Here is a 13,505-nt window from a genome sequence, read left to right as displayed (position 1 = left end):
AACCGCCTTCAATAAGGACAGATTAGGCATCCTATGCTACAATCCGCTGCAATTTTTAATGAAAAAATAAGAGAAATTATGACCGCACTTAATGTATTAATTTATCCTCACGACCATTTGAAAGTGGTGTGTGAACCTGTTGCTAAAGTGAATGATGACATTCGCCAAATTGTGGACGATATGTTCGATACAATGTATCAACAAGAAGGCATTGGCTTGGCAGCGCCGCAAGTGGATATTTTACAACGCATTATCACCATTGATATTGAAGGGGATAAACAAAATCAGTTGGTTCTGATCAATCCGGAAATTTTGGCTTCGGAAGGCGAAACCGGCATTGAAGAAGGTTGCTTATCCATTCCCGGTTTTCGTGCGTTAGTACCGCGTAAAGAAAAAGTGACGGTGAAAGCGTTAGATCGCAACGGGAACGAATTTACCCTAAACGCAGAGGGGTTGTTGGCGATTTGTATCCAACACGAAATCGATCACCTAAACGGCATTTTGTTTGTGGATTATCTTTCCCCACTCAAACGCCAACGCATTAAAGAAAAACTCGTAAAATATAAAAAACAGATGGCGAAGCAGTCATAAAAAGTGCGGTTAATTTTGACCGCACTTTCAATATGATGTTGCCGTACACAATAAAGGATTCTTAAAAGTAGGGACGCCACGCTGGCGTCCTCAGTATTAACTTATTGAAATTTGTTGAATTTTAATAAGAGCGCCAGCGTGACGTCCCTACGACAGGGTATTTCTTCTTTGTGTTATATCATTCTCTCCAACCACAACGCAGAATATGATGAAACCACTCAATATTATCTTTGCCGGCACACCGGATTTTGCCGCACAGCATTTACAGGCATTACTTCACTCTCAACACAACGTAATTGCCGTTTACACGCAGCCCGATAAACCGGCAGGACGGGGCAAAAAATTGCAGGCAAGTCCTGTGAAACAACTTGCCGAACAGCATAATATTCCCGTTTATCAACCCAAATCCTTACGCAAAGAAGAGGCTCAAGCCGAATTAAAAGCACTTAATGCCGATGTAATGGTGGTGGTGGCGTATGGGTTGATTTTGCCGAAAGCCGTGTTAGAAACGCCACCTTTAGGGTGCTTAAATGTTCACGGCTCTATTTTGCCCCGTTGGCGTGGTGCTGCCCCGATTCAACGTGCCATTTGGGCAGGTGATACACAAACCGGTGTAACCATTATGCAAATGGACGAAGGGTTGGATACCGGTGATATGTTGCATAAAGTTTATTGTGATATTTTGCCCCAAGAAACCTCAACCACCCTTTACCACAAATTGGCGGAACTCGCTCCCCCTGCGCTAATTGAGGTGTTGGATCATTTAGAAAAGGGCAAATTCACCGCCCAAAAACAAGATGACAGCCAAAGCAATTACGCGGAAAAACTTTCTAAAGAAGAAGCCAAGTTGGATTGGTCGTTACCTGCCGTCCAACTTGAACGCAATATTCGCGCCTTTAATCCTTGGCCGATTGCCTATTTCAGCACAGAAGATAAAGATGGCAATGCACAAACGTTGAAAGTGTATCAAGCGGAAGTGTTACCTCATCAAGATAAACCGGCAGGGACGATTTTGGCAGCCGATAAAAACGGTATTCAAATTGCCACAGCAGAGGGTGTGTTGAATTTACAACAACTTCAACCGGCAGGGAAAAAACCGATGTCGGTGCAGGATTTGCTTAACGGCAGAGCGGAATGGTTTCCAATTGGCAAGGTGTTAGCATAATGAAAAAGTTTCGTTCACCTAAAAAAACGCCTTCAAAAACACCCTCAAAATTGACCACACTTTCAAGCCGCGCCATTGCCGCACAAGTAATTTTGCAAGTGCTGGACGAGGGAAAATCCCTTTCTGCCTTGCTACCGGAAGTGCAATCTGAGGTGAAAACCCAAGATCTCGCCTTATTGCAAGAAATTTGTTTTGGTGTGTGCCGTGTGTTGCCACGTTTGGAACAGATCATTCAACGTCTTGTGGATAAACCGCTGAAAGGCAAAACACGCATTGTGCATTGTTTGTTGTTGGTGGGCTTGTATCAACTGCTTTATTTACGTGTGCCGGCACACGCCGCAGTGGATGAAGTGGTGAATGCCACCAAATTGCTGAAAGTGGATAGTTTTCGAGGATTAGTAAACGGCGTATTGCGCCGATTCTTGCGTGAACAGGAAGACATTCTTGCCATTGTGGACAAGCATTGGCAAACGCTCCACCCTGAATGGTTTGTGAATAAATTAAAAAAAGCCTACCGGAATTGGCGTGAAATCATTGAAGCGAATAATCAAAAGCCCCCGATGTGGTTGCGGGTGAATTCACAAAAAAACAGCACGGAAAATTACCGCACTTTATTAATGGACACGGAGATTTCTGCGGAAATGGGCGTACATCCCCAATCTCTCCGTTTGGCGTCCCCTGTTGCGGTGCAAAAATTACCACAGTTTGTGGAAGGGGCAGTAACGGTGCAGGACTTGAGTGCGCAATGGGCGGCAACCTTGCTTGAACCGCAAAATAGCGAATGGATTTTAGATGCCTGCGCCGCACCGGGGGGCAAAACCACCCATATTTTAGAACTTGCCCCACAAGCCAAGGTGATTGCCTTAGATGTGGAAGCACACCGCTTAAAGCGGGTAGAAGAAAATCTTGCACGTTTAAATCAACAAGCCATTGTAGTGTGCGGTGATGCTTCTCAACCTGATGATTGGTTGGGGGAAATTGAGCAAAATACGGTAAAAAGTGCGGTGAAATTTGACCGTATTTTATTAGATGCCCCTTGTTCTGCCACCGGTGTGATCCGCCGTCATCCCGATATTAAATGGCTTCGCCAAGAAACGGACATTGCCCAACTTGTCGAATTACAAAAGAAAATTCTTAACGCCTTATGGGCAAAATTGAAACCAAACGGCATTTTACTTTATGCCACTTGCTCCGTTTTGCCCGATGAAAATAGTGATCAAATCAAAGCCTTTTTGGCAGAACACGCCGAGGCGGAATTATTGCCGTTGCCTTTTGATGACGATCAAAGTGTGGTCGGTTTTCAGTTTATTCCACAAGAAAAAAGCGGCGATGGTTTTTACTATGCCAAATTACGTAAACGGGCATAACCCTAGGTGGCAATAATGTTTCCGAATATTGATGTCATTATCCCCTGTTACAATGCGGAAAAAACGCTGGTGCGGGCGGTGGAATCTGTACTAAATCAACGCTATTTAGGCAAAATCTGGTTGATTGATGATGGCTCGACAGATAGCACGCGGGCATTGGCAACGGCTTTAGCGGAACGCTATCCGAATCGTATTTATGTGGAATCAATGCCGAAAAATAGTGGAGTAGCAAAAGCAAGAAACTGGGGCGCATTGCAATCCGGTAACGAATTTATTGCCTTTTTAGATGCAGACGATGCCTATGAACAAGGTGCGTTAGAAGTAGCCGCGGCAACTTTTCATTTTCAGCCCGATACCTCAGTCGTGCGGCTGGCACTAAAACCAATTGGCTTGTCAGCACATTATGCACAACACCCTGATTTTGATTTTGCGTGGCAACATATGCGAATGACTTGTGGGGGGAATGTTGTATTTCGCCGTGCGTTCTTTTTAGCCTGCGGCGGTTTCCCACAAGATGATTTATTTCGTGAATTAGGCGGTGAAGACGGTGCATTAGGCATTGCCACAACAAAGGTTGCAAAAGTTGCCACATTGTTTGATGAAGTAGGCGTATTGCATTATTGCCGTAGCGGTATGCACGCCGAGCGATTATTGGATGCCATTTTATTCCAAAAAATGCCATCAAATGTGACCGACCAAAAAATTTCACAAGCGAACGCCGTGACCGATGAAATCTGTCGCCAAATTGAAACCTTAAAGTGCGGTCTAAATTCAGCACAAATTGGTATCCGACCACTGACATTAACAAGGAGTGAAGAATGAAAATTATGATTCTTGGTGCAGGGCAAGTGGGGACAACCTTGGCGGAAAATCTTGTCAGTGAAGATAATGATATTACGTTAGTTGATGAACAATCACCGCAACTTCAAGCCTTACAGGAAAAGCACGATTTACGCGTTGTACAAGGTTCTCCCTCTTCCCCTAAAGTGTTGCGGGATGCCGGGGCGGCGGATGCGGATTTAATGGTGGCGGTCACCGCTTCTGATGAAATCAATATGGTGGCGTGCCAAATGGGTTATACCTTGTTCAATACGCCGACCCGCATTGCCCGTATTCGTAATTTGGAATATTTACGGGAAAAAGACAAGCTGTTTAATGATGAAAATGTGCCTATTGATCATTTGATTTCGCCGGAAAATCTTGTCACGGAAGAAATCACCCGTCTAGTGGCGTATCCCGGTGCGTTGCAAGTGGCACATTTTGCCAATAATCGTATTAGCGTGGTGGTGGTAAAAGCCTACTACGGTGGGGCATTGGTGGGCTATGCTTTATCCGCCTTCAGAGAACATATGCCACATATTGATTGCCGTATTGTTTCGATTTTACGTAACGATAAAGTCATTCGTCCGCAGGGTTCAACCATTGTGGAAGCCGGTGATGAAATCACCTTTATTTGTGCCACAGAACATATCAAAGCCGTGATGAGTGAACTACAACGCCTCGAAAAACCTTATAAAAAAGTAATGATTGTGGGCGGGGGAAATGTGGCAGCCGGGGTGGCAAAGCAACTCGAACACACCTATTCGGTAAAATTGATTGAACGCAATATGGAACGGGCGCAAATCTTAGCCGAAAAATTATCCAAAACCTTAGTTTTTCACGGCGATGCTTCCGATCAAAATTTACTGTTTGAGGAACATATTGAAAACATTGATGTGTTTTTATCATTGAGTAGCGATGATGAAGCCAACATTATGTCCGCCCTCTTGGCAAAACGCCTTGGGGCAAAAAAAGCGATGGTGCTGATTCAGCGTATGGCGTATATCAATTTGATTCAAGGCGGCACGATTGATATTGCGGTTTCGCCACAACAAGCGACTATTTCCGCCTTATTGGGATATGTCCGCCGCGGTGATGTGAAAAATGTGGCGAGTTTAAAGCACGGCATTGCAGAAGCCATTGAAATCGTCGCACACGGCGATGTGAATACTTCAAATATTGTGGGAAGAACCATTCGGGATCTTCGCTTACCGAGCGGTTGTATTATCGGGGCAATTTTGCGGGGTAAAAATGTGATCATCGCACGTAAAAATGTAGAAATTCAGGATGGCGATCACGTTGTTATTTATTTGAGCGATAAAAAAGCGGTTTCCGAAATCGAAAAGTTATTCCAACCGAGTTCGTTCTTCATTTAAAGGTTTACTTTTTGAGGGAACGCCATATAATGCGGTTTTCTTGAGACAAATATTTAAACAAAAGGAAAATTTTATGAGCTTTATGAAAGAATTTCGTGAATTTGCGATGCGTGGTAATGTTGTTGATATGGCTGTCGGTGTAATCATTGGTGGAGCGTTCGGTAAAATTGTAAGTTCACTTGTCGGTGATGTTGTTATGCCTGTATTAGGTATTTTAACCGGTGGCGTGGATTTCAAAGATTTAAAATACATTTTAGAACCTGCAAACGGTGATATTCCGGCGGTAACGTTAAACTATGGTATGTTTATTCAAAATGTATTTGATTTTGTTATCATTGCATTTGCTATTTTCTTAATGGTAAAAGCGATTAATAAACTTAAAAAACCGGTTGAAGAAGCACCGGCAGAACCATCAAACGAAGAGAAATTACTTTCTGAAATTCGTGATTTATTGAAAAAATAAAATTTCTCTAATAAAAAAGTTGGCTGATGATGCCAACTTTTTTATTTTATGGATTATAAATTTTGAAAAAATAGACGGTTGAGTTAGTTGTCTATTACCCTTTCGTTTTTTTTTAGCTTAATCCTTTCTTCTAAAGCTCTGCTGATTTCTGTGATCACGTTATTCCATTCTGTGGATGCCCAATTATTTCTGAAAGAAATCATATTGTTGTACCACATATTGGTCTTTTCCGTCATTCCCCAACGCCAATCTGTTATATAAGGTAACATTAAGAACGTCGGCACGCCTAATGCACCGGCAACATGTGCAACAGAGGTATCTACGGCAACCAAAAGGTCAAGGTTTTTTAGCATTGCCGCCGTGTCCAGAAAATCACGGCTGTCTTTTGCCACATTTGGAATGGTGTATTTTTCCAATAACGCCGTTTCTTCTTCATTACAGGCTTTTTGTACACAGTACCAATCAATGCCTTTTAGGTTGAATAAGCGTTCGATGTAATCCAAATTATGAATAGAACGCAGTCTATCATTTTCGTGAGTTGGGTCGCCACGCCATACAATGCCAACTTTAAGATTATCACTATCACGGAATAAATATGCACTGTCTGCAATTTTTTCTGTCGGCGCGAATAAATAAGGCAAGCGTTTAGGCAGATCCCGAAACGGTATCTCTACGTATGCCAAAATTTCGTGTGGGTAAGCCCAGTAGTCAAATTCCCCTAAATTTTCCACTTCATCAATACTTATCACCCGATCAATATCAGGATGAGATTTGGCTAAGGAAAGAATCGGATTTTGCACCATCCAAACCGTTGTTGCACCTTGGGTTTTCAGATAATGGGCTAATTGGGCGAACATAATTTCATCGCCTAAGCCAAATTCGCTCCATACCACCATCGTTTTATCGGCAAGAGATTCCCCTTTCCAGCGTTTAGGTAGCCATTCTTCTTTTGGAGGAACTTTTGTCCGGCGGGCGTGGGCGTTGCCAAGTAAGATTTCCCGTTCTTTGAAGCCCCGTTGATAGTCACCATCAAGTAAGAAACCTAAAGCCTGATATAATGGCCCGAGATTAATGGGTATTCTGCCTGCATAATTTTTCCAAATATCGTAAGAGGAAGCACCCTGTGCTTTCAATTTATGTCGGACAAAGAATGAAAGAGAGTGGTTCGGGGCAAGCATTTCATAATTTTTCACTGCCGTTAGGGTGGCTTCTAGGGATTGTTTTTCCGTCACTGATTGACGGAGTCTGTTATACACCTGATCCGAATCTTGCTTCACATTTTTGAGTAAAATCCATACATCTTTATTTTTGTTAGGTACAAATGTAAAGATGGACGCAAATTCAAGGACTATTTGCTCAATTTTGCGTTCTAAGGTGGCTTCTAAAACCAACAGGCTTTTATTTTTCAGCACTCTTGACCAACACAAAATGGCTTCATCTGAGTAGAAAATATCACTGCCGACAAACAGCACATCCAGACTATTTTCTTTGACGAAGTTAAGTCTATTTTTGGCACCGTGTTCCTTTTTCCATGGTACGATTTCTAAATCGTCTAAAAATTCCTTTTTAATATTTTCTTGTACAAATTCATCAGCGCAAAGTCTGAGAGCGAGATTTTTTTCTTTCATAATGATTAAATAAAATGACGAAATATAATGGTTATTTATTAAAAGGAAGGGATTATCCCACTTTTAAAAATGCAACATCATATCGAAAAAATACGGCGTTTTTCAACCGCACCTTTGCTCTTTTGTGTGCAAACAGTATTGGGCTGTATGTTATACATAAAAATGCTTATTTTCAAAGAAACATGATGATCATAATTTTGATGAAAAGCCAAAAATCGTTTTTTTGCAAAAACTACCAGATATATTGAAGATATTTCTATTTCCCGCTATCACTTAAATTTCGATTTATGGTATGGTAGCGCACATCAATCAAGACAAGGAGAATACAATGACGACTCAATTAGACTCACTTCGTAATATGACTGTGGTGGTTGCAGATACCGGCGATATTGATGCCATCAAAAAATACCAACCACAAGATGCCACCACCAACCCTTCCTTAATTTTAAGTGCTTCCGCCCTGCCTCAATATGCCCCATTAATTGATGAAGCCGTTGCTTATGCGAAAGCACAAAGTAACGATAAAGCACAACAGCTTATTGATGCGGAAGACAAATTGGCGGTGAATATCGGTTTAGAAATTTTAAAAATCGTGCCGGGACGTATTTCGACCGAAGTAGATGCCCGCCTTTCTTACAACACGCAGGCAACCGTTGAAAAAGCACGTAAACTTATCGCTCTTTATAATGCCGCAGGCATTGCTAATGATCGTATTTTGATTAAAATCGCTTCAACGTGGCAAGGTATTCGTGCCGCAGAAATTCTTGAAAAAGAAGGCATTAACTGTAACTTAACTTTACTCTTCTCCGAAGCACAAGCCCGTGCCTGTGCGGAAGCCGGGGTGTATCTCATTTCGCCATTTGTGGGGCGTATCCTAGATTGGTACAAAGCCAATTCCGATAAAAAAGAATACGCGCCGGCAGAAGATCCGGGCGTGATTTCTGTGACCAAAATTTATAACTACTACAAAGAATACGGCTACAACACAGTGGTGATGGGGGCAAGTTTCCGCAATGTTGGCGAAATCACCGAGCTTGCCGGTTGTGATCGCTTAACCATTGCCCCGGCATTGTTGAAAGAATTACAAGAAAATTCGACCGCACTTGTGCGTAAACTTGAATTTAAAGGCGAAGTGAAAGCGAAACCTCAACCGCTCACCGAAGCCGAATTCTATTGGCAACACAATAGTGATGCGATGGCAGTAGAAAAACTGGCAGAAGGTATTCGCAAATTTGCCGTTGACCAAGAAAAATTAGAAGCAATGCTTGCCGCAAAATTATAATTTTTCTAAATTAAGTCCAACCTACGGTTGCTATTTAAAATAGCGACCGTTTTTTATCCTCATATCAGTGGCTACATCTTTTTAGGTAGAAAATTGAATTAAGGCTTGACTGGCTTATCAAATTGGTGAAAAATTCGCTCCCACCTTTACCCTGAAAGATTGACGCTCCACTTTGCAATAAGAGCAAATAAAGTATCAATAAATGGGTAAAATTCCGTACCGCACCTCATAAAGAAAGTGCGGTTAATTTTTTCAACATTTTCGGAGCAAAATATGTCAGGTATTTTTACTCAAACTCCACCAAATCGCCGCCGTTATGGTGTCGCAATTTTTGTCGGTATTATCGCCGGCCTCATTTCTGCCTTTGTAAAATGGGGTGCCGAGCATCCTTTCCCACCACGCAGCCCAATCGATTTCTTTGCGGCAGCCTGTAAAGTGGATATTAGCGGTTTAACACAAGATCAAATTTTCCAAGTTTGTTCCCGTGCATTTTTAAACCCACCACACGTTTTCTTACGTGATTATTTAGGTATCGACCCAACCCAAGCGGCATTTACCTTTGCCGACCACGGTTTTGACTGGATTGGTGTTACTCACATTACTTTCTCACTGGTGTTTGCCATCGGATATTGTTTAGTGGCAGAACGTTTCCCTAAAATCAAATTCTGGCAAGGTATTGGTGCAGGTTTAATCGCCGATATTTGTGTACACTACATCTCTTTCCCATTACTTGGTTTAACCCCACCGGTGGCAGAATGGCCGTTATATGAGCATATTTCTGAATTAGTCGGTCATATTTTCTGGTTCTGGACAATTGAAATTATCCGCCGTGATTTACGTAACCGTATTACCGGCGAACCTGATCCGGAAATTCCCCTAAAAAATGCAACGGAATAATCCGCTAAAAGAAAATGCCACCTTTCGGTGGCATTTTTGTTATATAAAAAATTTCATCACAAAGAAGAATATTCTAAGGCGAAAAATCTAAATTCCTCACGCCTCTTCAGCTTTATCTGTAATACTGTTCTAAATATCTCACAATAAAAGGTAACGCGGCGCCACATACCGTTGCGTGTTCTTGCAGTTTGGCGATTTTGATAAATTCAGCGTGAATTGGGAAAGGGGAAATACGGCGGACGGCATTTTGTAAGTTATCCACATCCTGTTTGGTTAGATAGGGGGCGATATCGCCGCCTAAAATAATATCCCGCTCTTGCAGTAAATAAACGGATTTCAACCCCTGTGCCAGATGTTGTAAGAAGTGTGTCCAGCGTTGATTGGCTTGGGCTTCGCTACGCCGTACGGCGGCAAAAAAGTCTGCAAGGGATTCATTTTCATCCAGTAATGCCGAAAGAGAGCAATAGGTTTCAAGGCAGCCTTTTTGTCCGCAGTAACAAGATTTTCCCTCTGCATTCAGTTGTAAATGTTCCAATGCCCCGGAAAATCCGTTTTTACCCTGTTCAATTTTATTATTTAAGATTAACGTGCCGCCTAAATGCTCACTAATAGAAACGTAAAAGGCATCATTGATATTTTGCGTTTGCCAAATTTCCATACTTGCCGCACATTTCACATCGTGTAGAAGATAAATGGGGGAATGAAACTGACTTTGCAGTTGATGAATATTCAGTTGTTCAAAGTGGAGAATTTCGCTGTATAAAATAGAACGGTGATCGTTGGCGACAATGCCCTGAATTGAGATACCGATCCCTAAAATGCGTTGTTCGTCATAACGATGTTTGGTGATAAATTGTTTAATGATTGTGCCAAGTTGGCGATCGTAATCTTCCGTATCGGAAAAATGATAGCTTTGTTCTTCAAGGGCGATCATTTCGGTTTTGAGATTAAGTGCGGTCAATTTTAGCCTTGTTTTTTGAATTTCCACGCCAATCGCAATAAAGGCATTTTTCACTAATGAATAAGCAGTCGCCGGCCTTCCGCCTTGCGATTCCAACATTCCTTGTTCTTGAATTTTTCCCTCGTTTTCTAATTTGTTTATGTTATGAACAACGGTCGGTAGGCTCAAATTAAGTAACTGAGCAATTTGTGGTTTAGAAAGTAAGGAATGGGCAAAAAAAAGTTGATAAATATTTTGATAATTTGTCTGTTTTATATCAATTACGTTGTTTGTGGTGTTTTTCATTAATTTTTCCTTTTCCCATTCATTACTAAATTGTGACGTACTTCACAAATTCAGCAAAAAGTCAGATATACAGCGGGGTATTGTAATGAACCTGCTTGATAAAAACAAATTATCGCAATAACATATCCTTACTTTTATAAAGTCGTTTTATTAAAGTTTTGAATCATTTGTTTAGAGAGAAAATGAACTGAGGAGGTTCACGATGGGTATTTTAGAAAAAATGCGTTTAGACGGTAAAACTGCGTTTGTTACCGGTGGTGCGAGAGGCATAGGAAAAAGCGTGGCGATTGGCTTTGCTCAAGCCGGTGCGAATGTGGTGATTGCTGATTTGGATATTGCCGAAGCGGAAAAAACCGCCCAAGAAATCGCACAAGCGGAAAAGGTGAAAACCTTGGCAGTGCAAACCGATGTAACCAGCCCTGAGAGTGTGAATGCATTGATGGCGGCAATCAAACAACATTTCGGTCGTTTGGATATTGCGTTCTGTAATGCGGGGATTTGTATCAATGTACCTGCGGAAGAAATGAGCTTTGAACAATGGCAGAAAGTCATCAATATCAATTTAACCGGCGTATTTTTAACCGCACAAGCTGCAGGGAAATTAATGATTGAGCAAGGCGGTGGTGGCTCAATTATCAATACCGCTTCAATGTCGGCACATATTGTGAATGTGCCTCAACCACAATGTGCTTATAACGCCTCTAAAGCCGGTGTGATTCAATTAACCAAATCCCTTGCCATTGAATGGGCGAAACATAATATTCGTGTCAACAGTTTGAGCCCGGGCTATATCGGCACGGAATTAACGTTAAATTCCAAAGATTTACAACCGTTAATTAAAACTTGGAATGAAATGGCACCATTGCACCGCTTGGGTACACCGGAAGAATTACAATCTATCTGCGTTTATTTAGCCGGTGATACCAGTAGCTTTACGACCGGTTCCGACTTTATCGTAGATGGTGCATTTACCTGTTTCTAATTGATCCAAAGCCCGTTTGAACATTTACTCAATCGGGTTTTTTTTAACGGCAAAAAAGCGAGGAATATGTGATGAATAATGTAACGGCAGCAGAAAAGATAAAAAATGGGGAAACCTATCTCGGTATTGAACTGGGTTCAACCCGCATTAAATCGGTGTTAATTGATGCACAAGGGGGGATTTTAGCGAAAGGGGGTTATGAATGGGAGAACCATTTTATCAATGGCATCTGGACTTATCCGTTAGATGAAGTTTGGACGGGCGTGGCGAGAAGTTATCAAGATTTGTGTCAAAACGTGCTGGCACAGTACGGCGTGAACATTACTAAACTGGCGGCGTTAGGGGTCAGTGCAATGATGCACGGCTATTTGGCATTTGATCAACAAGGCAAGCAATTAGCGGAATTTCGCACTTGGCGGAATAATACGACCGCTGTGGCGGCGGATAAGCTCACTGAAGCCTTGCAATATAATATTCCGCAACGTTGGAGTGTGGCACATCTTTATCAAGCGGTATTAAATCAAGAAAATCATACCAAAGAGATTGATTTTATTACCACCCTTGCGGGCTATGTGCATTGGCAATTAACCGGACAAAAAGTGCTTGGCATTGGCGATGCTTCCGGTATGTTCCCGATTGATTCAGTCACGAAAGATTATGATAAAGCAATGATCGGCACCTTTAACGATCTGATTGCCGAATACCATTTTGATTGGCAGCTCCAAGATATTTTACCGACCGTGCTTGTTGCTGGACAAAATGCCGGTACGCTCACGGAAAAAGGGGCGAAATTGTTGGATGCAAGCGGTCAGTTGCAAGCAGGTTGTCTCTTATGCCCGCCCGAAGGCGATGCCGGTACGGGAATGATGGCGACCAACAGTATCAAAGTGAAAACCGGTAATGTCTCCGCAGGGACATCGGCATTTGCAATGGTTGTGTTAGAAAAACCGCTTTCCAAAGTTTATCGCGATCTGGATATGGTAACGACACCCGCGGGTGATTTGGTTGCGATGGCACATTCACAAAATTGCAGTTCCGATTTAAATGCGTGGTTTCAATTATTTGGTGAAGTACTCAAAACCTTTAATGCGAACGTTAGCACGGACGAACTTTACGGTCGGTTATTTGAGCAGGCATTGCAAGCTAATCCGAATGGTGGCGGTTTATTGTCTTACTGTTTCTATTCCGGTGAACACGGTGTGGATTTAGTTACAGGCTGTCCGTTATTTGTTCACCCAGCCAACGCAGAATTTTCCTTGCCAAATTTCATTTTAGTGCAACTTTACACCGCATTTGGGGCAATGAAGTTGGGAATGGATACCCTCACCAAAACCGAAAAGGTCAACATTGAGAAAATTTTTGCTCACGGCGGTTTATTTAAAAGCAAAGCGGTGGCTCAAAAAGTGTTGGCTGCCGCCCTTGATGTACCTGTTGCACTTTTGGATACCGCCAGTGAGGGCGGTGCTTGGGGTATTGCATTATTAGCCGCCTATACCGCCCATTCCCACCGTTCATTAACCGATTATCTCGATCAGGTCATTTTTGCTGACAGTGCCGATAATGTGGCTAACCCTGATCCGCAATGGGTTGCAGGTTATGAACAATTCATTCAGCAATATAAAGCCGGCTTGCCGATTGAACGGAAAGCGGCACAATTTGCCGATCAATTTGATACAAACCATTAAAAGG

General features: G+C 42.3%; 12 protein-coding genes. 10 read left to right on the top strand and 2 right to left on the bottom strand.

The features are described from left to right. Positions 1-78: 78 nt before the first annotated feature. The 6 genes from def to mscL all read left to right on the top strand — a co-directional run bounded on the left by def (position 79) and on the right by mscL (position 5,781). Positions 79-591 (top strand): peptide deformylase, encoded by a 513-nt coding sequence (gene def / locus BKL49_RS08200; RefSeq protein WP_077424423.1) that lies wholly within the window; start codon positions 79-81, stop codon positions 589-591. Positions 592-799: 208 nt separating this feature from the next. After that, entirely contained in the window at positions 800-1,756 is a 957-nt protein-coding gene (gene fmt, locus BKL49_RS08195) for a methionyl-tRNA formyltransferase (protein ID WP_077424368.1), read from the top strand. Beyond that, positions 1,756-3,123: a 16S rRNA (cytosine(967)-C(5))-methyltransferase RsmB gene (gene rsmB / locus BKL49_RS08190; protein WP_077424366.1), complete on the top strand. Its 1,368-nt coding sequence runs from the start codon at positions 1,756-1,758 to the stop codon at positions 3,121-3,123. Before fmt ends, rsmB begins: the two co-directional genes overlap by 1 nt. 15 nt (positions 3,124-3,138) lie before the next feature. Continuing rightward, positions 3,139-3,945, top strand: coding sequence for a glycosyltransferase family 2 protein (locus BKL49_RS08185; RefSeq protein WP_077424364.1), 807 nt, complete (start codon positions 3,139-3,141; stop codon positions 3,943-3,945). After that, complete coding sequence (gene trkA, locus BKL49_RS08180; protein ID WP_077424362.1) at positions 3,942-5,318, top strand: Trk system potassium transporter TrkA; 1,377 nt, start codon at positions 3,942-3,944, stop codon at positions 5,316-5,318. The genes BKL49_RS08185 and trkA overlap by 4 nt, the downstream gene beginning before the upstream one ends. Positions 5,319-5,391: 73 nt before the next feature. Continuing rightward, entirely contained in the window at positions 5,392-5,781 is a 390-nt protein-coding gene (mscL, locus tag BKL49_RS08175; protein WP_077424360.1) for a large-conductance mechanosensitive channel protein MscL, read from the top strand. Between the two features lie 83 nt (positions 5,782-5,864). On the opposite strand, the gene BKL49_RS08170 is transcribed toward mscL, so the two are convergent. Beyond that, the gene (locus BKL49_RS08170; RefSeq protein ID WP_077424358.1) at positions 5,865-7,409 is read right to left on the bottom strand and encodes a glycosyltransferase family protein; all 1,545 of its coding nucleotides are present in this window, start codon (positions 7,407-7,409) and stop codon (positions 5,865-5,867) included. 328 nt (positions 7,410-7,737) lie between these two features. On the opposite strand from BKL49_RS08170, the gene tal reads away from it, so the two are divergent. Together tal and BKL49_RS08160 are read left to right on the top strand one after the other, a co-directional pair. After that, positions 7,738-8,691, top strand: coding sequence for a transaldolase (tal, locus tag BKL49_RS08165; protein WP_077424356.1), 954 nt, complete (start codon positions 7,738-7,740; stop codon positions 8,689-8,691). Between the two features lie 273 nt (positions 8,692-8,964). Further along, the gene (locus tag BKL49_RS08160; protein ID WP_077424354.1) at positions 8,965-9,588 is read left to right on the top strand and encodes a YagU family protein; all 624 of its coding nucleotides are present in this window, start codon (positions 8,965-8,967) and stop codon (positions 9,586-9,588) included. A 112-nt stretch (positions 9,589-9,700) separates the two neighbouring features. Here the strand turns inward: BKL49_RS08160 and BKL49_RS08155 are convergent, their stop codons facing one another. Then, positions 9,701-10,834 carry an ROK family transcriptional regulator gene (locus tag BKL49_RS08155; protein ID WP_077424352.1) on the bottom strand — a complete coding sequence of 378 codons (1,134 nt, stop codon included), beginning with the start codon at positions 10,832-10,834 and terminating at the stop codon, positions 9,701-9,703. A 202-nt stretch (positions 10,835-11,036) separates the two neighbouring features. Between BKL49_RS08155 and BKL49_RS08150 the strand changes: the two genes are divergently transcribed. Beyond that, complete coding sequence (locus BKL49_RS08150; RefSeq protein WP_077424350.1) at positions 11,037-11,816, top strand: SDR family oxidoreductase; 780 nt, start codon at positions 11,037-11,039, stop codon at positions 11,814-11,816. A 71-nt stretch (positions 11,817-11,887) separates the two neighbouring features. Further along, positions 11,888-13,501: a xylulokinase gene (locus BKL49_RS08145; protein ID WP_077424348.1), complete on the top strand. Its 1,614-nt coding sequence runs from the start codon at positions 11,888-11,890 to the stop codon at positions 13,499-13,501. Positions 13,502-13,505: the final 4 nt, after the last annotated feature.

It is taken from the genome of Rodentibacter myodis, assembly GCF_001999305.1.
Classification (GTDB): Bacteria; Pseudomonadota; Gammaproteobacteria; order Enterobacterales; family Pasteurellaceae; genus Rodentibacter; species Rodentibacter myodis.
Note: the sequence above shows the minus strand (reverse complement) of the source record. Positions and strands in the feature narration are given on the sequence as shown.